Genomic DNA, 20,914 nt, shown 5'->3' with positions numbered 1-20,914 from the left:
GCAGCGGCTAATCATGCGGCCATGAACGACGAAGACGAACACCCCCAACGCTATGCGCTGGTCAACGAACTGCACGCCCGGCCCTCGCCGCGGCTCCAGGCGCCCTGCACGGCGGTGTATCTGGCCATCAAGGAGCCGCGGGACGCCGCCAACCGCGACCGGGGCAGGGATGTCGCGCATCTGGCCCAGCTTTGCGCCCGCCACGGCGCGCCGCGCCCCGATACCAGCGCGGGCCATTACACCGCGCAGCTTGGCCGCCACCAGCTGCGCTGGGAAAGCCATACCGAGTTCGTGACCTATGCCGCCTTTGCGCCCGGCCTGCCGCCGCGGCCCTTCGATCCTTCCGCCGGGGCGATCTTTCCCGAGGATTGGCAGCACCAGGCGCCCGGCAAGCGCGTCGCGGCGGTGATGATCCAGGTCGACATCCTGCCCGACGACCCGGCCGAGATCCTGCCGCGCCTGTCGGAATGGTTCGCGGCCGACAGCATGGCCTCGGTCTGGGTGCTGGAGGAAGCGGCGGTGGTCGCCGGCGATTTCCGCATCGACCCGGCCGGCTGGATGCGCTTTGCGCTTTTCGTCAAGCCGAACACGCAGCCGGGCCGGATCGGCCGCATCGTGCAGCGGCTGCTGGACCTTGAGACCTATCGCGCCATGTCGATGCTGGGCCTGGGGCGTGCGCGCGACCTGACCTGGCAGCTCAATGCGCTGGATCCGCAGCTCAGCGACATCGTCCAGGGCATGAGCGACGAGAGCCGTCCGGCCGACGCGGTGCTGCAAGACCTGCTGTCGGTCTCGACCCGGCTGGAAAGCGCCGCGACCCAGCATGCCTTCCGCTTCGGCGCCAATGCGGCCTATGAGGCCATCGTCATGGACCGCATCGCCTCGCTGCGCGAATCGCGCTTCCTGGGCGGGCAGATGCTGACCGAGTTCATGGCGCGGCGCTATCTGCCCGCCATGCGCACCGCGAAATCGGCCGAGAAGCGGCTCTCGGCCATGCTGGACCGCAGCGAGCGCGCCGGCGAATTGCTGCGCACCCGCGTCGATGTCCAGCGCAGCGCCCAGAACCAGGAACTGATGCAGCGCATGGACCGGCGCGCCGACCTGCAATTGCGGCTGCAGCACACGGTCGAAGGGCTGTCGGTGGTGGCGATCAGCTATTACGCGGTGGGCCTTCTGGGCTATGCGCTTTACCCGCTGGCCCATGCGCTGCATATCGACAAGGCGGTGCTGGTCGCGGTCCTGACCCCCGTCGCGGTGCTGGGCGTCTGGCTGGGGATGCGGCGCATCCGCGCCCGGCTGCATGACGCCGGCCATTAGCCCCCAACCAACCGCCAGGAAGGAGCAACCGCATGATCCAGGCACCATCATCCCTTTCCACCCCGCCTGCCCAGGACCGTTCGTGATGGCCGGGCGGCTTCAGATGTATGGGCTTGCCCATTGCTCGACCTGCCAGAAGGCGCAGGCCGAGTTGCAGGCCGCGGGCTGGCAGGTCGAGTTCCGCGACGTGGCCAAGGCGCCGCTGGACCAGGACGAATGGCAGCGCATGATCACCGATTTCGGCGAGAAGCTGGTGAACCGCGCCAGCCTGACCTGGCGCGGCATGTCCGAGGACGAGCGTGCCGGCACGCCCTTGCAGATGCTTTCGGCCAAGCCCTCGCTGATGAAGCGGCCGGCGATCGTCGAGGGCGACAAGCGGCTGCTGGGCTGGACCGCGAATGTCAAGCGCGCGCTGGGGGTGGCGGCCTGAGTCGCCCCCTGGCCGGCTGCCGAAAAGCGGCGTGGGGCCTCGACCCGGCTCTGGAATCCGGGGCGTTCGCCAGGAACGGCCCGGAAAACGCGAATGTCCGGGCCGAATTGCGCCAGCTTGGGGACCATCTCCTTCGCAGGACGGGCTCAAGATCCTTCCCGGCCGCCCCTAGACGACATAGCGGTCGCGGCGGTGGTTGATCGCGATCACCAGGTTCAGCACCAGCGCGCCCAGGAACGACCAGGCCACCAGCTGCCAGTCGCGCAGCATCAGCGCACAGGCGAACAGGCAGGCGTCGAAGATCAACTGCGTCCAGCCGGCGCGAAAGCCGGTGGCGTCCTGCAGATACAGCGCCACGATGCCGACCCCGCCCAGCGAGGCGCCGTGCCGGAACAGCGCCAGCAGCGCCGAGCCGGTCAGGAATCCCACCAGCAGCGCCCCGACCGCCGGGTGGACATGGCCGAATTGCAGCCCCGCCGGCAGGATGGCGACCAGCGCTGACATCGTGGCGACGGCGATGAAGGATTTCAGCATGAAGCCCAGCCCCAGCCGGCGATAGCCCAGCCAGTAGAACGGCAGGTTCACCACGAAGAAGACCGGTGCGAAGCCCCAACCCGTCGCATAGGAGATCAGGATCGCCAGCCCCGCCGTCTGGCCGGTGACAAAGCCCAGATGCGTCAGCAGCAGCACGCCGACCGCGGCCATGAAACTGCCATAGGCCAGGCCCTGCGCATCTTCGATGGGGCTGTGGCGTGGGGAAGGGGTGTCGTCGCTCATGCGCCTCCTCTTGCCCGCGCCCGGCGGGGCCGGCAAGGGGGCATTGCGATCAGCGCAGCGGCGCGGCGTCGCGGTCTGCGGCGGCGGCGGCTTCGGGCGGCGCGGCGCGGTCGCTGACGGCGGCGGTGAAGGCGCCCTCGGGCTCGCGGCGCAGCACCGCGCGGCTGCCGCCGGCGCGCAGGGTCTCGACCGTGCGGCGATAATCCGCCTCGTCCAGCGCGCCGGTGGCCGACAGGAGCCCGGCGATGCCGCGCAGCATCCCGGCCTGCTGCTGCAAGGCGCCCGGATCAGGGTCGGGACCAAGAATCAACCGGGCGCTGTCCTCGGGCGCCGCGACCGCCTCGTGCCAGCCCTTCATGCTGGCGCGCAGGAACCGGGCCAGCCGCGCCTCGGCCTCGGGGGCGGTCAGGGCGCCGGCCAGGACATAGAGCCCGTCCTCCAGCACCGCGGCGCCCTGGTCCTGCGGATCGAGTTCGACCAGCCCCTCGCCCGGCACCGGGTCGTGGCTGAGCGTGCTGATGCAGGCGGCCTGTTTCTGGCGCAGCATCTCGGCCCCCGACCATTGCGCCAGCAGGCTGACTCCGGACAGGCTGCCGTCGGCGACCAGTCCCAGCCGGTTCAGCCAGGCCTGCAGCGGATATTCCGTGCCGCCGAACCGGCTGCCGATGGTCTTGCCGCGCAGATCGGCGGCGCTTGTCACGCCCGTCTCGCGCAGGCAGGTCAGCCGCAGCGCGGGGCGGGCGAAGATCTGCGCGATATTGACCAAGGGCAGGCCGTTTTCGCGGGCGACCAGCGCGGTGGACATCCAGGCGACCGCCAGATCGGCCTCGCCCCGCGCCAGCGTCTCGAAGGGCGGGGCCGCCTGATCCGCGGCCAGCAGCCGCACGGTCAGCCCTTCCTCGGCGTAATAGCCGCGCGCCTCGGCGACCAGATAGCCGGCGGATTCGGCCGGCGCCACGCCGCTCAGCTGCACGGTCAGATCCTCGGCCCGCGCGGTCAGCGCGGCAAGGACCAGCAGCAATGCGGCCGCGATCGGGGTTTTCGTCATCCGTTTCATCGCCGGCCATGGTTAGACGGCAGGCACCGGCCCCGCAAGCCGGCGCGCCCCACGATGCCGCGAGCGGGTCAGCCGCGCGAATAGACATCCTCGTAGCGGACGATGTCATCCTCGCCCAGATAGGCGCCGGTCTGCACCTCGATCAGCACCATCGGCACCTTGCCGGGGTTTTCCAGCCGGTGAACCGCGCCCAGCGGCACATAGATCGACTGGTTTTCGGTCAGCAGCGTCACGGTTTCATCCACCGTCACCCGCGCGGTGCCGGAAACCACGATCCAATGCTCCGAGCGGTGGAAATGCGATTGCAGCGACAGCGCGGCGCCGGGATTGACGACGATGCGCTTGACCTGGAAGCGGTCGGCCAGCGCCAGCGTCTCGAACCAGCCCCAGGGGCGGTGGTCGCGCAGGAAATGCTCGGCCTGGCGCGCGCCCTTGGCCTTCAGCGCGCTGACCGCCTTGCGCACCTCCTGCGCGCGGTCCATGCCGGCGACCAGAACGGCATCGTCAGTGGCCACGACCATCACGTCCTGCAGGCCGATGCCCACCACCTCGATCCCCTCGTCCTGCGAGCGCAGCAGCACGTTGTCGCAGTCGATCGCGGTCGAGCGGGCATCGGTCACGGCGCCGCGTTCGGCCGGCGCGGCATCCTGGATCTCGCGCCAGACCGCGTCCCAGCCGCCAAGATCCGACCAATGGCCCGAATAGCGCACGACCGACAGGTTGTCGGCCTTCTCCAGCACCGCATAATCCACCGACAGGTCGGGCAGCCGGTCCCAGGGTTCGGGCGCAAGCCGCAGGAAGCCCAGATCCATGCGCGCCTCGGTCAGCGCCGCCTGCACGGGGGCAAGATAGTCGGGCGCATGGGCCTTGAAGGCGTCGACCATGGTGCGGGCGGCGAAGAGGAAGATGCCGGCGTTCCACAGGAAATTGCCCTGCGCGATCATCCGCGCCGCATTCGCCGCGTCGGGCTTTTCGACGAAGCGTTTCAGCACCAGCGGGGCTTCGCCGCCGCTGTCGGTCCCGCCCTCGGCCTCCATGTAGCCATAGCCGGTCTCGGGGCGGGTGGGGGTGATGCCGAAGGTGACGATGCGGCCGGCCCGCGCGGCGGGCAGGCCCAGATCAACGGCGCGGCCGAAAGCCTCGGCATCCGGCACGACATGGTCCGAAGGCGCGACCAGCAGCAGCGCATCGGGGTCTTTTTCGGCGGCGGCCAGCGCGGCGGCCAGGATCGCCGGGGCGGTGTTGCGGCCGGCGGGCTCGATCAGGATGGCCGAGGGCACGATGCCGATCTGGTCCAGCTGTTCGGCGACGATAAAGCGGAAATCCGCATTGGTCATCACCAGCGGCGCGCCGTAGCGCGGTCCCGACAGGCGGCGGGCCGAGGCCTGGAACAGGCTTTCCTCGCCGACCAGCGGGGCGAATTGCTTGGGAAAGCTCTTGCGCGAGACGGGCCAGAGCCGGGTGCCGGAGCCGCCGGCCAGCAGAACGGGGGTGATCGTCATCGAAATCGCTCCATCGGCCTTGGGCCGTTACCTTCGGCCCCCTTATCCGCCGGGTTCCTTTCGCGTGCAAGTTGCGCAAAACGGCAGGATTGCCGGCCTGCTGCCCGAAACAGCCGCTCAATAGCCGCGCACCCGGTCCACCAGGTGCAGAAGCGGCGCGCCCTGCATGGCACGGCGCAGGTTCTCGGCCACCACCGGGGCGGCGCTGGCGGGCCGTGTCTCAGCCGCGACATGGGGGGTGACGGTGACGCCGGGATGGCGCCAGAACGGATGGTCGGGCGGCAGCGGCTCCTGCCGGAATACGTCCAGAACCGCATGGCCCGGCCGGCCGCGGTCCAGTGCCGCCAGCAGGGCCGCCTCGTCGATTAGCGTGCCGCGCCCGGCATTGATGACCGTCGCGCCCGGCGGCAGCAGGGCCAGCCGCTCGGCATCCAGCAGGTTGCGCGTCCCGGCCGTGTCGGGCAGCAGGCAGATCAGGATCTCGGCCCTGCCCAGGGCCTGGGGCAGGGCGTCGCCCGCCAGCACCTCGATCCCCGGCACCGGGCGGCCCGATTGCGACCAGCCGGCGACGCGGAAGCCCAGCCCCGCCAGCGCCAAGGCCACCGCCCGGCCCAGCTCGCCCATGCCCAGCACCGTCACGCCGCGCCCCTGCGCCAGGGGCGGGGTCAGCCGGTTGCGCCAGGCGCCGTCCTGGGCAAAGCGGTCCATGCCCAGATGCGTCCGCAGCGCCCAGCCGGTGCAATATTCCACCATGCCCTGCGCCAGCCCCGGATCGACCATGCGGCAGAGCGGCTGGGTCAGCGTGGGATTGGTCACGATGCGCTCGACCCCGGCCCAGAGGCTTTGGATCACGCGGGCGCGGGTGAAGGGGGTGAAGTCCAGCGCCTGCCCGTTCTCGGGATAGCCGGGCGCATAGATCAGCGCGTCGAAGCCCGCCGGATCGCCGTCGCGGCACAGCTCCATCTCGGGGCAGGCCGCGCGCAGGGCGGGGGACCAGGCATCCCACAGATGTGCGGGGGCGGCGAACAGCACCCGCATCCCCTCAGCCCCGCGGCCGGTGGACATGGGCCGATTGCACGATGCCGAAAGCCATCAGCAGGATCATCAGCGAGGTTCCTCCGTAACTGACCAGCGGCAGGGGCGAGCCCTTGGCCGGCAACATGCCCATCACCGTCGCCATGTTGATGGAAAAGTAAAGGAAGAACGTCCCGGCGATGCCGATGGTCATGAGGCTGGCGAAGCGGTCGCGGTTGGTCAGCGCCGAATACAGGCAGAAGCCCAGGATCAGCACGTAAAGCATCAGCAGCGATCCCGCGCCGACAAAGCCGAATTCCTCGGCCAGCGAGGTGAAGATGAAATCGGTGTGCTTCTCGGGCAGGAAGTTCAGCCGCGACTGCGTGCCCTGCATGAAGCCGCGCCCCGACCAGCCGCCAGATCCCAGCGCGATCTGCGCCTGGGCGATGTTATAGCCCGCGCCCAAGGGGTCCGATCCGGGGTCGAGGAAGGTGTCGATGCGACGGAACTGGTAGTCGTGCAGCAATTGCCAGTCGGTGCCGCGGCTTTCCATCACCGCGGTGATACCGGCCACGACGATGGCGATGACGCCGGCGAAATACCACAGGCTGACGCCGGCTGCGAACATGACGATGCCGCCGCCTGCGATCAGCATGATCGAGGTGCCCAGGTCGGGCTGCATCAGCACCAGCCCCGTCGGCAGCAGGATCAGCACCACCGGCACCAGCACCCAGAACGGGCGCGAGACCTTTTCCACCGGCAGCCAGTCGTAATAGGCCGCCAGCGTCAGCACGAAGGCGACCTTGGTCAGCTCCGAGGGCTGGATGCGGATCGGCCCCAGCACCAGCCAGCGCTGCGCGCCCATGCCGACATGGCCCATCACCTCGACCAGCACCAGCAGGCCGACGCAGATCACGTAGGAGGCCACCGAGATCGAGCGCCAGAACCAGATCGGCACGAAGGCCAGCGCGAACATCAGCACCATGCCGACGGCGAAGCGTTCCATCTGCGGGCCGGCCCATCGGTCGATGTCGCCGCCCGAGACGGAATAGAGCATCAGGAAGCCGATGCAGCTGACCGCGGTGACCAGGAAGACCAGGGGCCAGTTCAGATACAGGATCTTGCGCCAGCCGGTCGGCACCTGCGCGACGTGATAGTCCAGATAGCTCATGGCTCAGGCCCTTGCGCGTCCCTCGCCCTTGCGGGCCGAGGGGGTCAGGTTCAGGCGCGACCACATTTCCTGCACCTTGGCGCGCTCGGATTCGGGATAAGCGGTCAGCGGCGGCAGGCCGTCCGCCAGCGCATAAAGCAGGATGTCGCGGGCGATGGGGGCCGCCACCGCACCGCCGCCGCCGCCATGCTCGACCACGACCGAGACCGCATAGCGGGGCATCTCGTAGGGCGCGAAGCAGACGAACAGCGCATGGTCGCGCCGGTTCCAGGGCAGCTGGTCGTTCGAGATCACGCCGCGGGCGCGTTCGGCGGCGGTGATGTTGCGCACCTGGCTGGTGCCGGTCTTGCCGGCCATCTGCCATTCCGGCGCCAGGATGCGCGAGCGGCGGGCGGTGCCGCGGGGCGCGTTCATCACCGCGTCCATGCCCGCCCGCGCCGTGCGCAGGTTCAGCGGGTTGATGTCCAGTTCCGGCCATTCCGGCACCGGCTCGGCCACGCCGTCGATGGCGCGCACCAGCCGCGGCGCCACCGCGCGCCCCGTCGCCACCCGCGCCGTCATCACCGCCAGCTGCAACGGCGAGGCCAGGACATAGCCCTGGCCGATCGAGGCGTTGAGCGAATCGCCCACCTGCCATTCCTGGTCGTAGCGCGCCTTCTTCCAGGCCCGGTCGGGCGCGATGCCCTCGGCAATGGCGGACATGGGCAGGTCGTGGCGCACGCCGATCCCCAGCTTGCGCGCCATGGCGGCGATGCGGTCGATGCCGACGCGCTGCGCCAGTTCGTAGTAATAGACGTCGCAGGAATGTTCGAGGCTGCGCAGCGCATCGACCATGCCGTGCCCGCCCCGGCTCCAGCAGTGGAAGCGCCGCCCGGCGACCTGGGTATAGCCGGGGCAATAGAAGCGCGAACCGGCGTTGATGACCCCGGCCTCGAGCCCTGCGAGCAGCGTCACCATCTTGAAGGTCGAGCCGGGCGGATAGACACCCTGCACCGTCTTGTCGGCCAGCGGGCGGTGGTCATGTTCCATCAGCGCGCGATAGTCCGGGCCCGAGATGCCGCGCACGAACTTGTTCGGATCGAAGACCGGCGAGGAGGAAATCGCCAGGATGTCGCCGTTGGTCACGTCGATCACCACCGCCGCGGCGCTTTCGCTGCCCAGCCGCTGGGTGGCGAAATTCTGCAACCCCGCGTCCAGCGTGGTCTGCACCGTGGCGCCCTGCTGCCCCTCTTGCCGCGACAGCTCGCGCATCTCGCGCCCGGCGCTGTTCACCTCGACCCGGCGCGAGCCGGCCTTGCCGCGTAGCGCCTCTTCCAGCTTGGCCTCCATGCCGACCTTGCCCAGCTGGAACTCGGGCAGGCGCAGCACCGGGTCGGGATCCTCGATCTTCGAGAGGTCGTAATCCGAGACCGGGCCGACATAGCCCAGCACATGCGCGAAATCGCCGGCGCGCGGATAGCTGCGCGACAGCCCCGCCTCGGGCGTCACGCCGGGCAGGGCCGGGGCATTGAGCGCGATCGAGGAAAACTCGTCCCAGGTCAGGCGGTCGGCCACCAGCACCGGGGTCACGGCGCTGCGCCTGTGGATCTCGGCCAGGATCTCGGCGGCCTGGCGGTCGCTCATCGGGATAATGTGGCGCAGCCGGGCGATCACGGCCGAGACATCGCCCGCCTCCTCGCGGGTCAGGGTGACGCGATAGTTCTGTTCGTTGCCGGCGATGATGGTGCCGTTGCGGTCCAGGATCAGCCCGCGCGCCGGCGGCAGCAGCCGGATCTTGATCGAGTTGCCGTCCGACAGCATCCGGTATTCGTCGGCATGTTCCACCTGCATCGAGCGCAGCTTCAGCCCCAGGACCGACACCACCGCCGCCTGGATCGTCCCCAGCATCAGCACCCGGCGGGTGATGAGCCGGCTGCTTTCGGCGATTTCGCGTTCCGATTTGCGCATGGCTCAGCGATGCCTCGTGTCTCGTTCGGCGCGGCCGCGCGGCAGGCCAAGCGCCCAGCCGGCAAGGCCCGCGACCAGCGGATAGGCGGCGATCGTGGCGATGAATTGCAAGATCACCTGCCCGAACGGGGGAAGGGGCAGGAAAAATACCGCCAGCAATACGCGGTTTGCCACCATCATCAGCGCCAGGAGCGTCGCCACCCGCAGCCATTCAACCATGAAAGGCAGTTCGCGCCAATGCGGCTCGCGCTTTCTTGCGGCCTCGGTGACGATGACGGCCAGGGCGGCGCCCAGGCCGATGGGGCGCATCAGCAGGATGTCCTCGATCAGGAACAGCGCGGCGATGGTCGCGACCGGCACCTGTTCGGGACGGCGCAGCACCCAGACCAGCACCAGGCACAGCGCCAGGTCCGGCCCCGGCCAACCGATGCGGCCCGGCGCCAGCGGCAGAAGCCGCCAGAACAGGATCGCCAGGAACAGCGCCACGAACAGCGCCTGCCCCAGGAACCGGCGGCGGCGGGCGGGATCAATCATCCCCGGCCCCGGCTGCGGCCTCGGAATTCTCGCCGGCCGCCTGCATGTCGGCCAAGGGCGGCAGGGGCGGGCCGATGAAATCCGCCGGCGGCGGTGGGATCAGCAGCCCGGTATCGGAAAGCTGCTCGGCCGGGTGGCTGCGCAGCACGCGCAGGAATTCCAGCCGGCCATAATCGGCGGCCAACCGCACCCGCAGCCGGCCGTCGCTGGCCAACGCCACCTGGCCGACCGGCAGGCCCGGCGGGAACACCCCCCCGTCGCCCGAGCTGATCACCCGGTCGCCGGGGCGCAGGTTTTCCGGGCTTTCGATGAAGTCCAGCGCCGGCAGGGCGGTGTTGTCCCCGGTCAGCAGCGCATGCTGGCCCGAGGGCAGGATCGTCACCGGGATGCGGCTGGAGGGATCGGTCAGCAGCATGACCCGGCTGGTGGTCTGCCCCACGCCCGAGATGCGCCCCACGAGCCCCAGCCCGTCCATCGTCGCCCAGCCGTCCAGGATGCCGTCGCGCGCGCCGACGTTCAGCAGCACCGACTGGCGAAAGGCCGTGCCGCTGTCGGTCAGCACCACGCCCGAGACCGAGGTCAGCGCGGGGTCGATCCTGACATTGTTCTGCGCCAGAAGCTTGGCGTTTTCCTGTTCCAGCTGCACGGCCGCCTCTTTCCAGGCCGCCATCTTCTGCAGCTCGCGCCGCAATTCCTGGTTCTGCTCGTAGAGCCGGGCATAGGACTGGAAACCCGAGACCATGCGCGACAGCTTCGTCACCGGCGCCATCACCCAGTCGAAACTGGGCACGAAACGGTCGATGAAGGCGGCGCGCATGCGCTCGGCGCGCGGGCTGTCGATCTGCCAGAACAGGAACACCGCCAGCAGCACCAGCACCAGCAGCGAAACCAGGATGCGGCGGACCGGAGCCGCGTAATCAGGGCCCTTGCGCGCCATGGGCCAAACCCGCTCAGCTGTCGTAATCGATCACGTGGCGCAGTTGCTTTTCGAATTCAAGGGCCTTGCCGGTGCCCAGGGCCACGCAGCTCATCGGCTGGTCGGCCAGGCTGATCATCAGCCCGGTCTGCTCGCGCAGCGCCAGGTCCAGCTCGCCCAGCATGGCGCCGCCGCCGGTCAGCATGACGCCGCGGTCCACGATGTCGGCGGCGAGGTCGGGCGGCGTCGCCTCCAGCGCCACCATCACCGATTCGCAGATCTGCTGCACCGGCTCGGCCAGGGCCTCGGCGACCATGGCCTGGGTGATCTCCATCTCTTTCGGGATGCCGTTCAAGAGGTCGCGGCCGCGCACCATGATCGCGGCGCCGCGCCCGTCGTCGGGCATGCGGGCGGTGCCGATCTGGGTCTTGATGCGCTCGGCCGTCGATTCGCCGATCAGCAGGTTGTGGCTGCGGCGCAGGTAGTTGATCAGCGCGTCATCCATCCGGTCGCCGCCGATGCGGACCGAGCGGGCATAGACCACGTCGCCCAGCGACAGCACCGCAACCTCGGTGGTGCCGCCGCCGATGTCGACGACCATGCTGCCGGTCGGCTCGGTGATCGGCATGCCGGCGCCGATGGCGGCCGCGATCGGCTCGGCGATCAGCCCGGCGCGGCGCGCGCCGGCCGAAAGCACCGACTGGCGGATGGCGCGCTTCTCGACCGGGGTGGCGCCATGCGGCACGCAGATGATGACCTTGGGCTTCGAGAAGGTGGTGCGCTTGAACACCTTCTTGATGAAATGCTTGATCATTTCCTCGGCGCTGTCGAAATCGGCGATGACCCCCTCGCGCATCGGCCGGATCGCCTCGATGCTGCCCGGCGTGCGGCCCAGCATCAGCTTGGCGTCCTCGCCCACCGCCAGCACCTGTTTCTTGCCGTCCTTGACGTGATAGGCGACGACCGAGGGCTCGTTCAGGATGACGCCCTTGCCCTTGACGTAGATCAGCGTGTTCGCGGTCCCCAGGTCGATCGCGATATCGGTGGAAAACAACCCGCCAAAGGCCATGTGAACTACCCCTTCCGCCGTCCCTGCCAAGACGGCATTCCTGCCGCCCTTTTTGCGCGCGGCCATTGCCCGATTGCCCCGACGAGTCGCCCCGTCGAAGGTGCTGGACATATAGGCCGAGCCTTGGCGCGGGGAAACCGGAAAATGATGCCCCGCCGGGCCGCGCCCCTGTTTCGCGCAAGGCGCGGCGCGCGCGCTTGACCGGCCGGCACGGGCTGCTAGGCTGCCGCCGGTTTTGGTGACGAGGAAAGGGCAGGGTTTGCAGGACGTTATCGTGGGGATCTGCCGTTTTTCCTTCCTGGGCCGCTGCGACTGGGCCGGGACCGCGGGGCAGGGGGCCGGTGCGCCCGAGCGTCTGGCGCAGCGCGGCGCCATGCTTTACGCGCCCGAGCGGCTGGAGCGCCGCTTTGCCGCCTTCCAGGCGCTGTGCCTGCCCTCGATCAAGGCCCAGACCGACGCGGATTTCCGCTTCTGGCTGCTGACCTCGCCCGATATGCCGCGTCCCTGGCTGGACCGGCTGCGCGATCTGTGCGCCGGCGTGCCGCAGATCCGGCTGATCGTCTCGGACAGGCGCGAGACGGTGAACGCGTTGCGCGAGCCCCTGCGCGAGGCGGCCGAGGCGGCGGGCCGGCCGGTGATCCAGTTCCGGGTCGATGACGACGACGCCTTCAGCCGCCATCACGTCGCCCGCATCCGCCGCCATGCCCGGCGCTTCGCCGACCTGCCGGCCTTTGCCATCAGCTACCCGCAGGGTCTGGTCATGGGCAGCTACGAGGGCGAGCCGATCAGCTACTGGCGCGCGCACCAGCCCTTCCTGGGCGCGGGGGCGGCGGTGCGCATGCGCGGGCCGGGGCGCTGCATCTATGCCTATAACCACTTCCAGCTGCCCAGGTATTTCCCGGCCTTCACCGACGTGGACGGCCTGGGCTATGTGCAGACCCGCTGGGACGAAGGCGATTCCGTCGCCACCATCGTTGCCAGGTTCCCGAAATGGTTCCAGCAACTCGACCCGGCCGAGTTCCAGCGCGAACTGGCCGAGGACTTTCCCTTTCTGCAAGGCGTCGACCTGGGCTTCGTGGAACGCAAGGGGGCGGCCTGACCGCCCCCGTCACTTCCCGCGGCGGTCAGTGCGAATACATGCTGACCTGCTTGGCATCGGCGCCTTCGCCGACCATGTCGCGGCGCACCTTCAACCGGTTCAGCGCCCCCACATAGGCCTTGACGCTGGCCAGGATGGTGTCGGTATCCGAGGCCTGGCCGGTGGCGATGCGGCCTTCCTCCTCCATGCGCACGCTGACGGTGGCCTGGGCATCGGTGCCCTCGGTCACGGCATGGACCTGGTAGAGCTGCAGCCGCGCCTTATGCGGCCAGATCGCCTTGACGGCGTTGAAACAGGCATCGACCGGGCCGTCGCCGGTGGCATGGACGGTCTTTTCCTCGCCGCCGACCGTCATGGTCAGGTCGGCCGACTGCCCGTCCGTGCCGCAGACCACGCGCAGGTGCTTCACCTGCAGGTAATCGTGCTCGGTATTGGCGGCGCTGTCCTGCATCAGCGCCACCAGGTCGTCGTCGTAGATCTCCTTCTTGCGGTCGGCCAGGGCCTTGAAGCGCACGAAGATGTCCCTCAGCTGGTTGTCGCCCAGCTCGTAGCCCAGGTCGCGCAGCTTCGAGCGCAGCGCGGCGCGGCCCGAATGCTTGCCCATGGCGATATTGGCCTCGTTCAGGCCGATATCGGCGGGGCGCATGATCTCGAAGGTCTCGACATTCTTCAGCACGCCGTCCTGGTGGATGCCGGATTCGTGCAGGAAGGCGTTCTTGCCGACGATGGCCTTGTTGAACTGCACCGGAAAGCCCGAGACCTGGCTGACCCGGCGCGAGATGCCCATGATCTTCGTTGTGTCGATGCCGGTCGTATAGGGCATGATGTCGTGGCGCACCTTCAGCGCCATCACCACCTCTTCCAGCGCGGTGTTGCCGGCCCGCTCGCCCAGCCCGTTGATGGTGCATTCGACCTGGCGCGCGCCGGCCTCGACGGCGGCCAGGGCATTGGCGGTCGCCATGCCCAGGTCGTTGTGGCAATGCGTGGCGAAGACCACCCCGTCGGCACCCGGCACCCGCTCCAGCAGCATGCGGATCAGCGCGGCCGATTCGCGCGGCGCGGTATAGCCCACGGTGTCGGGGATGTTGATGGTGGTGGCGCCGCAGCGGATGGCGATCTCGACCACCCGGCACAGATAGTCGTGCTCGGTCCGGGTGGCGTCCATCGGCGACCATTGCACGTCGTCGCACAGGTTGCGGGCATGGCTCACGGTCTGCTCGATCCGCTCGGCCATCTGGTCCATGTCCAGGTTCGGGATGGCCCGGTGCAGCGGCGAGGTGCCGATGAAGGTATGGATGCGCGGGCGCTTCGCATGCTTCACCGCCTCCCAGCAGCGGTCGATATCGGGGAACTGGGCGCGGGCCAGGCCGCAGATCACGGCGTTCTGCGCCTGTTTCGCGATCTCGCTCACGGCGGCGAAATCGCCCTCCGAGGCGATGGGAAAGCCCGCCTCGATGATGTCCACGCCCATCTCGTCCAGCATCTGGGCGATTTCCAGCTTCTCGCTATGGGTCATGGTGGCGCCGGGCGATTGCTCGCCGTCGCGCAGGGTGGTGTCAAAGATCAGGACGCGGTTCGGATCGGTCATGTCGGGAATCCTTCTTCATGCTCGCATAGGGTCCGGGCACGAACCTGACTGAGCGGCGGCCCGGAGACCCGCTCAGCGCAGCGTAAGAAGAAGGAGACCGCGGTGGTTCACGGCAATGCGCGCGCCGTCATGCGCGTGCGGGGCCGTGGCAATGATCTGCTGCATCCGAGTCATGGCGCGGACTATAAGACCCGCGCCACCGGCTTGAAAAGGCAAAAAATACGCCCGCCGGACTTTTCCCGGCCCTGGAACCGGCCGGGGCGATGCCATCTCGCACCGCCCCGGGGACTTCTTCGTTCTTCAAATACCCATCCGCCCGTGCCGCAGGCGCGGCGTCTCAAAGCGCGCGCCAGCCGATGTCGCGGCGGCAGAATCCCTCGGGCCAGTCGATGCCGTCGACCAGCGCATAGGCGCGGGCATGCGCCTCGGCCAGCGTCGCCCCGCGCCCGGTCGCGGCCAGGACGCGCCCGCCGGTGGCGACGATCTGCCCGTCGCGCCGCGCGGTTCCGGCGTGAAACACCATGCGGAAACTGTCCTCGGGCAGCGCATCGAGCCCGCCGATCATGCTGCCCTTCTCATAGGCGCCGGGATAGCCCTTCGCGGCCAGCACCACGGTGAGCGCGTGGTCGTCGGCCCAGCTCACCGCCATCTCGCCCAGCCGGCCCTCGGCGCAGGCCAGGATCAGGTCCAGCGCCTGCGCGCCCAGCCGCATCATCAGCACCTGGCATTCCGGGTCGCCGAAGCGGACATTGTATTCCACCAGCCGCGCCCGGCCGCCCTCGATCATCAGCCCAGCATAGAGCACGCCCTGGAACGGCGTACCGCGCCGCGCCATCTCGGCCACGGTGGGGCGCACGATCTCGGCCATCACCTGGTCCTGGATGGCTTCGGTCAGCACCGGGGCCGGGGAATAGGCGCCCATGCCGCCGGTATTCGGCCCGGTATCGCCGTCGCCCACGCGCTTGTGGTCCTGGGCGGTGCCGATCGGCAGACAATCCGTCCCGTCGCACAGGACGAAGAAGCTCGCCTCCTCGCCCTCCATGAACTCCTCGATCACCACCTCGGCCCCGGCCGTGCCGAAGGCGCCGCCGAAGGCGTCGTCTACGGCGGCGACGGCCTCGGCCTCGGTCATCGCGACGGTCACGCCCTTGCCGGCGGCCAGCCCGTCCGCCTTCACGACGATGGGCGCGCCCTGCGCGCGGATATAGGCCCGCGCCGGCTCGGCGGCATCGAAGCGCGCCCAGGCGGCGGTCGGCGCGCCGCAGGCGTCGCAGACCGCCTTGGTGAAGCTTTTCGAGGCCTCCAGCATCGCCGCCGCCCTGGACGGGCCGAAGACCAGGATCCCCGCCGCCCGCAATTCGTCGGCGACGCCGGCCGCCAGCGGCGCCTCGGGGCCGATCACCACCAGGTCGATGGCGTTCTCCTCGCAAAAGCCGATCACGGCGGGGCCGGACAGGATGTCCAGTTCCGCCAGCCGGGCCAGCGGCTCCATCCCGGCATTGCCCGGCGCGACGAACAGCCGGTCGCATTTCGGATTCTGCCGGATCGCCCAGGCCAGCGCATGTTCGCGCCCGCCGCTGCCGAGGATCAGGATGTTCATGCGAAAAGGCCCCCTTGCGAATGTCTGGCGACTTCTAGGAACTGCCCCGCGCCGGATCAATCCCCCAAACCCCTTGATCCCGCCCGCGCCCCGCGCCACAACCGGGCCATGGAGCTTTTCGAAGAGACGCCCGCCAGCAACGCCCATGAATTCACCGTCTCCGAGATCTCGGGCGCGGTGAAGCGCGTGCTCGAGGGCGAGTTCGGCCGCGTCCGCGTGCGCGGCGAGATCGGCCGCGTCTCGCGCCCCTCGTCCGGGCACCTTTACTTCGACCTCAAGGACGACCGCGCTGTGATCGCCGCCGTGACCTGGAAGGGGCAGGCCGCGCGCCTCTCGACCCGCCCCGAGGAGGGGATCGAGGTCATCGCCACCGGCCGGCTGACCACCTTTCCCGGCCAGTCGAAATACCAGCTGATCGTCGAGGAACTCGAACCCGCCGGCGTCGGCGCGCTGATGATGATGCTGGAGAAGCGCCGCAAGGCGCTGGCGGCCGAAGGGCTGTTCGACGAATCGCGCAAGCGCCCGCTGCCCTATCTGCCGCGGGTGATCGGCGTCGTGACCTCGCCCTCGGGCGCGGTGATCCGCGACATCCTGCACCGGCTGCGCGACCGCTTTCCGACGCGGGTGCTGATCTGGCCGGTGGCGGTGCAGGGCGAGGGCTGCGCGCCGCAGGTCGCCGCGGCGATCCAGGGCTTCAACGCGCTGCCCCAGGGCGGGGCGATCCCGCGCCCCGAGCTGATCATCGTCGCCCGCGGCGGCGGCAGCCTCGAGGATCTCTGGGGCTTCAACGAGGAAGCCGTGGTCCGTGCCGCCGCCGCCAGCGCGATTCCGCTGATCTCGGCCGTGGGGCACGAGACCGATACCACGCTGATCGATTTCGCCGCGGACCGCCGGGCGCCGACGCCCACCGCCGCGGCCGAGATGGCGGTGCCGGTGCGCGCCGAACTGGCCGCCCGGCTGGCCGAGATCCGGGCCCGGATGATGCGCGCCGCCCAGGGGGGCAACCAGCGCCGGCGCCAGCGGCTGGCCGACCTGGGCCGCGCGCTTGGCCGGCCGCAGGCGCTGACCGACCCGGCCCGGCAACGTTTCGACCTGTTCGCCGAGCGGCTGGAGCCGGCGCTGCGCGGTTTCGTGCGCGCCCGCCGCGACCGGCTGAACGCGCTGCCGCTGTCGCTGTCGGCCCTGCGCACCATGCTGCGCAGCCGGCGCGATGCGTTGCAAGGGCAGGGGCAGCGGCTGCCGCTTTGCCTTGAGCGGCTGGGCCGGCGCCGGACCGAGCGCCTGGCCGAGCTCGGCAGCCGATTGGAGCGGGCTCGCGCGCGGATGCTGGCCGATGCCGCGCGCCAGACCGCCCGCGACCGCGACATGCTGGAGCGCATGGCTGCAAGGCTTGCCGCCGCCGCCGCGCGCATGCTGCCGCCCCGCCGCGAGGCGCTGGAGCGGCTGGACCGCTTGCGCCAGACGCTGGGCTATCGCGAGACCCTGCGCCGCGGATTCGCCGTCGTGCATGGTCCTGCGGGCCTGCTGACCGAGGCGGCCGAGGCGGCGCAGGCCCCGCGTTTCGAGATCGAGTTCCTGGACGGCCGACTGACGGCGCGCCCCGACGCGCCCCCGGCAAAACCCGCCCGCAAGCCGCGCGAGCCCCGGGGCCAGAAATCGCTTTTCTAGCGCGCCAGGCCCAGGGCCGCGCAGCAGGATGCGGAAAACCGCCGCGCGGGCGGGGCTTTTCTCTTGCGGCGCGATGACCTATCTGCGGCATGAAGCGCAAGGAAGGCACCCATGGCCAAGATCACTTACATCGAGCACAACGGCACCGTCCACGAAATCGACGTCAAACCCGGCATGACCGTGATGGAGGGCGCGCGCGACAACGGCGTACCCGGCATCGATGCGGATTGCGGCGGCGCCTGCGCCTGTTCGACCTGCCATGTCTATGTGGCGTCGGAATGGGTGGACCGGCTGCCGCCCAGGGATCCGATGGAAGAGGACATGCTGGACTTCGCCTGGCAGCCCGATCCGGTGCGCTCGCGCCTGACCTGCCAGATCAAGGTGACGCCGGAACTCGACGGGCTGGTGGTGAACCTGCCCGAACGCCAGATCTGAGCGCAGCCGCGTCCCGCTCAGGCCTTTTCGCTGGTGGCGGGCGCGGATGCGGGCGCATTGGCCCGGATCAGGTTGCCCATGAACTCGGCGAATATCCGTTCGGCGAGTTCGCGGGTCGAGCGGGAATCGCCGTCGAACCAGGGATCGGTGCTGCGCGTCAGGAACATCATGTTGCCGCCCTTGACCAGGCAATGCAGCATCATGGTCGAGATGTCGATGTCGGTGTCCGGGGACAGGATGCCGAGCCGCTGCGCCTCGGACAGCTTGCGGTGATAGAGGTCGCGCATCGAGCTGGTATAGCGATGCAAGGCGCTGCCGGGCTTGATCGGGCCGCAAAGCCTATCGACCAGAAGCCGAAACAGCGTCGGATTCGCCTCGGCCCAAGCCAGATAGCTGTGGGCGATCGAATGCATCTGTTCGATCGGGTCGGCGGTATTGGCCTGGATCACCCCCTCGCGCAGCGCATCGTTGAGCAGGGTGACGGCGTGATAGATCAGCCCCTCGTGCAGTTCCTCGATCGAACTGAACATGCTGCGGATCTCTTCCTCGCTCGCCGCGGTGCGCGGGGCAAGTTCGGCGAGGTCAGAGGGCAGCCGGCCGCTTTCCTCCAGATGCTCCTGGGCGGCGAAGATCAAGCTTTGATAGATATTCCCCCGGCCTTCCATCAGCCGCTCCTGAGACAACTTGCTTCAAATCTAACAGAGTTTCTCCGCCGCGAAAGCCTGTAATCCCAAGCGGCGGAAAGAAGCTCAACCCTCGGCGCGGGACTGGCGCTTGCGCTCGTGCGGGTCCAGGTAACGCTTGCGCAGGCGGATGTTCTTGGGCGTGACCTCGACCAGCTCGTCATTGTCGATATAGGCGATGGCCTCTTCCAGCGACATGCGCACCGGCGGGGTCAGCCGCACCGCCTCATCCGTGCCCGAGGCACGCACGTTGGTCAGCTTCTTGCCCTTCAGCGGGTTCACTTCCAGGTCGTTGTCGCGCGAATGCTCGCCGATGATCATGCCCTGATAGACCTGCTCTTGTGCGCCGATGAACATCTTGCCGCGCTCTTCCAGGTTCCACAGCGCATAGGCCACCGAAACCCCGTCCTCCATGGAAATCAGCACGCCCTGGCGGCGGCCCTGGATCGCGCCCTTGTAGGGCGCCCAGCCGTGGAAGATGCGGTTCAGCACGCCGTTGCCGCGGGTGTCGGTCATGAACTCGCCGTGATAGCCGATCAGCCCGCGCGAGGGCACATGGGCGACGATGCGGGTCTTGCCGGTCCCGGCGGGGCGCATGTCCACCATCTCGCCCTTGCGGTCGCCGGTCAGCTTTTCGATCACCACGCCGGTATAGTCGTCATCGACGTCGATGATGACCTCCTCGATCGGTTCGAGGCGCTGGCCGTCCTCTTCGCGGAAGATGACGCGCGGGCGCGAGATCGACAGCTCGAATCCCTCGCGGCGCATGTTCTCGATCAGCACGCCCATCTGCAGTTCGCCGCGGCCCGAGACGATGAAGGCGTCGCCGCCCGGCGTGTCCTCGACCTTGATGGCGACATTGGTCTCGGCCTCTTTCATCAGCCGCTCGCGAATCACCCGCGACTGCACCTTGTTGCCGTCGCGGCCCGCCAGCGGGCTGTCGTTGATGCCGAAGGTGACGCTGATCGTCGGCGGATCGATGGGCTGGGCGGGCAGGGGCGTGTCCACCTCGAGCGCGCAGAGCGTATCGGCCACGGTAGCCTTGGACATGCCGGCCAGGGTGACGATGTCGCCCGCCACCGCCTCGTCGATCGGCTGCTGGTTCAGGCCGCGGAAGGCCAGCACCTTGGAGACACGGAACTGCTCGATGCGCTCGCCGTCGCGCGACAGCGCCTTGATGGTGTCGCCGGCCTTGGCGCGGCCGGCCTCGACCCGGCCGGTCAGGATGCGGCCGATGAACGGGTCGGCGCCCAGCGTGGTCGCCAGCATCTGGAAGGGCTCGTCCTGGCGCTCGATCTGTTTCGGCGCCTCGACATGGCGCAGCACCAGATCGAACAGCGCCGTCATGTCCTTCCTGGGCCCTTCCAGGGTCTCGTCGGCCCAGCCGCCGATGCCGGAGGCATAAAGATGCGGGAAATCAAGCTGTTTGTCGCTGGCGCCCAGGTTGGCGAACAGGTCGAACACCTCATCCAGCGCCTTGTCGGGATCGGCGGCGGGCTTATCCACCTTGTTCAGCACCACGATGGGCCGCAGCCCCAGGGCCAGCGCCTTGGAAGTCACGAACTTGGTCTGCGGCATCGGACCTTCGGCGGCATCGACCAGCAGGCAGACGCCGTCCACCATCGACAGGATGCGCTCCACCTCGCCGCCGAAATCGGCGTGGCCGGGGGTGTCGACGATATTGATGCGGGTTCCCTTCCACTCGACCGAGGTCGCCTTGGCCAGGATGGTGATGCCGCGCTCACGCTCGATGTCGTTGCTGTCCATCACGCGCTCGGCCACGGCCTGATTTTCGCGGAAACTGCCCGATTGCTTCAAGAGCTGATCGACCAGGGTCGTCTTGCCATGGTCGACATGGGCGATGATCGCGATATTGCGGATGTCCATAGGGGGCCTTTTTCAGAATTTGCGCCCCCGGTAACGCAGAGGGGCGCGAAAGGCCAGCGCCAATCGCAGGCAGGATGTCAGCGCAGGCCCAGAAGCCCCAGGATGAACAGCACTACGACGACAAGGCCGACAAGATAGATGATCGAGTTCATGACGGATTCCTCCCTTGGGCCGGCCGGGCAAGGGATCCGCCCGATCGCTGGCTGTCGCATGGGAAACC

At 68.9% G+C, this 20,914-nt stretch carries 19 protein-coding genes; 5 read left to right on the top strand and 14 right to left on the bottom strand.

The genetic code is table 11. The features are described 5' to 3' along the window. Positions 1-21: 21 nt before the first annotated feature. Positions 22-1,317 carry a DUF3422 family protein gene (locus ESD82_RS04745; RefSeq protein ID WP_147428874.1) on the top strand — a complete coding sequence of 432 codons (1,296 nt, stop codon included), beginning with the start codon at positions 22-24 and terminating at the stop codon, positions 1,315-1,317. A gap of 85 nt (positions 1,318-1,402) precedes the next feature. After that, positions 1,403-1,747 (top strand): arsenate reductase family protein, encoded by a 345-nt coding sequence (locus ESD82_RS04740; protein WP_036747688.1) that lies wholly within the window; start codon positions 1,403-1,405, stop codon positions 1,745-1,747. A 168-nt stretch (positions 1,748-1,915) separates the two neighbouring features. Here the strand turns inward: ESD82_RS04740 and ESD82_RS04735 are convergent, their stop codons facing one another. The 9 genes from ESD82_RS04735 to ESD82_RS04695 form a co-directional block, all read right to left on the bottom strand. Then, on the bottom strand, positions 1,916-2,524 hold the full coding sequence (locus ESD82_RS04735; RefSeq protein ID WP_147428875.1) for a YitT family protein: 609 nt from the start codon (positions 2,522-2,524) through the stop codon (positions 1,916-1,918). Positions 2,525-2,573: 49 nt separating this feature from the next. Continuing rightward, on the bottom strand, positions 2,574-3,572 hold the full coding sequence (locus ESD82_RS04730) for an ABC transporter substrate-binding protein (RefSeq protein ID WP_244314455.1): 999 nt from the start codon (positions 3,570-3,572) through the stop codon (positions 2,574-2,576). A gap of 77 nt (positions 3,573-3,649) precedes the next feature. Next, the gene (locus ESD82_RS04725; protein ID WP_147428877.1) at positions 3,650-5,083 is read right to left on the bottom strand and encodes a mannose-1-phosphate guanylyltransferase/mannose-6-phosphate isomerase; all 1,434 of its coding nucleotides are present in this window, start codon (positions 5,081-5,083) and stop codon (positions 3,650-3,652) included. 117 nt (positions 5,084-5,200) lie between these two features. Continuing rightward, entirely contained in the window at positions 5,201-6,148 is a 948-nt protein-coding gene (locus ESD82_RS04720; RefSeq protein ID WP_231486796.1) for a 2-hydroxyacid dehydrogenase, read from the bottom strand. Next, a complete protein-coding gene (rodA, locus tag ESD82_RS04715) occupies positions 6,126-7,268 on the bottom strand; it encodes a rod shape-determining protein RodA (protein WP_024844762.1) in 1,143 nt (380 codons plus the stop codon). Before rodA ends, ESD82_RS04720 begins: the two co-directional genes overlap by 23 nt. 3 nt (positions 7,269-7,271) lie before the next feature. Beyond that, positions 7,272-9,215, bottom strand: coding sequence for a penicillin-binding protein 2 (gene mrdA / locus ESD82_RS04710; protein ID WP_147428878.1), 1,944 nt, complete (start codon positions 9,213-9,215; stop codon positions 7,272-7,274). A 3-nt stretch (positions 9,216-9,218) separates the two neighbouring features. Next, a complete protein-coding gene (locus ESD82_RS04705) occupies positions 9,219-9,749 on the bottom strand; it encodes a rod shape-determining protein MreD (RefSeq protein WP_024844760.1) in 531 nt (176 codons plus the stop codon). Beyond that, entirely contained in the window at positions 9,742-10,686 is a 945-nt protein-coding gene (gene mreC, locus ESD82_RS04700; protein WP_024844759.1) for a rod shape-determining protein MreC, read from the bottom strand. The genes ESD82_RS04705 and mreC overlap by 8 nt, the downstream gene beginning before the upstream one ends. 13 nt (positions 10,687-10,699) lie before the next feature. Next, complete coding sequence (locus ESD82_RS04695) at positions 10,700-11,734, bottom strand: rod shape-determining protein (protein WP_024844758.1); 1,035 nt, start codon at positions 11,732-11,734, stop codon at positions 10,700-10,702. Positions 11,735-12,008: 274 nt separating this feature from the next. Between ESD82_RS04695 and ESD82_RS04690 the strand changes: the two genes are divergently transcribed. Continuing rightward, on the top strand, positions 12,009-12,833 hold the full coding sequence (locus tag ESD82_RS04690; RefSeq protein ID WP_244314454.1) for a putative rhamnosyl transferase: 825 nt from the start codon (positions 12,009-12,011) through the stop codon (positions 12,831-12,833). A 25-nt stretch (positions 12,834-12,858) separates the two neighbouring features. Here ESD82_RS04690 and ESD82_RS04685 read toward each other — a convergent pair whose 3' ends face one another. Together ESD82_RS04685 and purD are read right to left on the bottom strand one after the other, a co-directional pair. Continuing rightward, on the bottom strand, positions 12,859-14,421 hold the full coding sequence (locus ESD82_RS04685) for a 2-isopropylmalate synthase (protein WP_147428880.1): 1,563 nt from the start codon (positions 14,419-14,421) through the stop codon (positions 12,859-12,861). 337 nt (positions 14,422-14,758) lie between these two features. Continuing rightward, positions 14,759-16,021: a phosphoribosylamine--glycine ligase gene (purD, locus tag ESD82_RS04680; RefSeq protein WP_024844755.1), complete on the bottom strand. Its 1,263-nt coding sequence runs from the start codon at positions 16,019-16,021 to the stop codon at positions 14,759-14,761. Between the two features lie 108 nt (positions 16,022-16,129). On the opposite strand from purD, the gene xseA reads away from it, so the two are divergent. Continuing rightward, positions 16,130-17,689: an exodeoxyribonuclease VII large subunit gene (xseA, locus tag ESD82_RS04675; RefSeq protein WP_147428881.1), complete on the top strand. Its 1,560-nt coding sequence runs from the start codon at positions 16,130-16,132 to the stop codon at positions 17,687-17,689. A 111-nt stretch (positions 17,690-17,800) separates the two neighbouring features. Beyond that, positions 17,801-18,124, top strand: a complete 324-nt coding sequence (locus tag ESD82_RS04670; protein WP_058096312.1) for a 2Fe-2S iron-sulfur cluster-binding protein — start codon at positions 17,801-17,803, stop codon at positions 18,122-18,124. 17 nt (positions 18,125-18,141) lie between these two features. On the opposite strand, the gene ESD82_RS04665 is transcribed toward ESD82_RS04670, so the two are convergent. From ESD82_RS04665 to ESD82_RS22420, 3 genes are all read right to left on the bottom strand, one after another. Then, the gene (locus ESD82_RS04665; protein ID WP_147428882.1) at positions 18,142-18,789 is read right to left on the bottom strand and encodes a TetR/AcrR family transcriptional regulator; all 648 of its coding nucleotides are present in this window, start codon (positions 18,787-18,789) and stop codon (positions 18,142-18,144) included. Positions 18,790-18,873: 84 nt separating this feature from the next. Beyond that, complete coding sequence (gene typA, locus ESD82_RS04660) at positions 18,874-20,694, bottom strand: translational GTPase TypA (RefSeq protein WP_147428883.1); 1,821 nt, start codon at positions 20,692-20,694, stop codon at positions 18,874-18,876. A 77-nt stretch (positions 20,695-20,771) separates the two neighbouring features. Further along, positions 20,772-20,906 carry a hypothetical protein gene (locus ESD82_RS22420; RefSeq protein WP_257154204.1) on the bottom strand — a complete coding sequence of 45 codons (135 nt, stop codon included), beginning with the start codon at positions 20,904-20,906 and terminating at the stop codon, positions 20,772-20,774. Positions 20,907-20,914: the final 8 nt, after the last annotated feature.

It is taken from the genome of Paracoccus pantotrophus (genome assembly GCF_008824185.1).
In the GTDB taxonomy this organism is placed as follows: Bacteria; Pseudomonadota; Alphaproteobacteria; order Rhodobacterales; family Rhodobacteraceae; genus Paracoccus; species Paracoccus pantotrophus.
This window is presented reverse-complemented; position numbering and strand designations above follow the sequence as displayed.

Bases quoted from the DNA above. Each gene is read 5' to 3' on its own strand.
- ESD82_RS04735 (WP_147428875.1), bottom strand. From the start codon at position 2,524: ATGAGCGACGACACCCCTTCCCCACGCCACAGCCCCATCGAAGATGCG.
- xseA (WP_147428881.1), top strand. From the start codon at position 16,130: ATGGAGCTTTTCGAAGAGACGCCCGCCAGCAACGCCCATGAATTCACC.
- ESD82_RS04705 (WP_024844760.1), bottom strand. From the start codon at position 9,749: ATGATTGATCCCGCCCGCCGCCGCCGGTTCCTGGGGCAGGCGCTGTTC.
- ESD82_RS04695 (WP_024844758.1), bottom strand. From the start codon at position 11,734: ATGGCCTTTGGCGGGTTGTTTTCCACCGATATCGCGATCGACCTGGGG.
- typA (WP_147428883.1), bottom strand. From the start codon at position 20,694: ATGGACATCCGCAATATCGCGATCATCGCCCATGTCGACCATGGCAAG.
- ESD82_RS04730 (WP_244314455.1), bottom strand. From the start codon at position 3,572: ATGACGAAAACCCCGATCGCGGCCGCATTGCTGCTGGTCCTTGCCGCG.
- rodA (WP_024844762.1), bottom strand. From the start codon at position 7,268: ATGAGCTATCTGGACTATCACGTCGCGCAGGTGCCGACCGGCTGGCGC.
- ESD82_RS22420 (WP_257154204.1), bottom strand. From the start codon at position 20,906: ATGCGACAGCCAGCGATCGGGCGGATCCCTTGCCCGGCCGGCCCAAGG.
- purD (WP_024844755.1), bottom strand. From the start codon at position 16,021: ATGAACATCCTGATCCTCGGCAGCGGCGGGCGCGAACATGCGCTGGCC.
- ESD82_RS04685 (WP_147428880.1), bottom strand. From the start codon at position 14,421: ATGACCGATCCGAACCGCGTCCTGATCTTTGACACCACCCTGCGCGAC.
- ESD82_RS04720 (WP_231486796.1), bottom strand. From the start codon at position 6,148: ATGTCCACCGGCCGCGGGGCTGAGGGGATGCGGGTGCTGTTCGCCGCC.
- ESD82_RS04665 (WP_147428882.1), bottom strand. From the start codon at position 18,789: ATGGAAGGCCGGGGGAATATCTATCAAAGCTTGATCTTCGCCGCCCAG.
- ESD82_RS04745 (WP_147428874.1), top strand. From the start codon at position 22: ATGAACGACGAAGACGAACACCCCCAACGCTATGCGCTGGTCAACGAA.
- ESD82_RS04740 (WP_036747688.1), top strand. From the start codon at position 1,403: ATGGCCGGGCGGCTTCAGATGTATGGGCTTGCCCATTGCTCGACCTGC.
- ESD82_RS04670 (WP_058096312.1), top strand. From the start codon at position 17,801: ATGGCCAAGATCACTTACATCGAGCACAACGGCACCGTCCACGAAATC.
- mreC (WP_024844759.1), bottom strand. From the start codon at position 10,686: ATGGCGCGCAAGGGCCCTGATTACGCGGCTCCGGTCCGCCGCATCCTG.
- mrdA (WP_147428878.1), bottom strand. From the start codon at position 9,215: ATGCGCAAATCGGAACGCGAAATCGCCGAAAGCAGCCGGCTCATCACC.
- ESD82_RS04725 (WP_147428877.1), bottom strand. From the start codon at position 5,083: ATGACGATCACCCCCGTTCTGCTGGCCGGCGGCTCCGGCACCCGGCTC.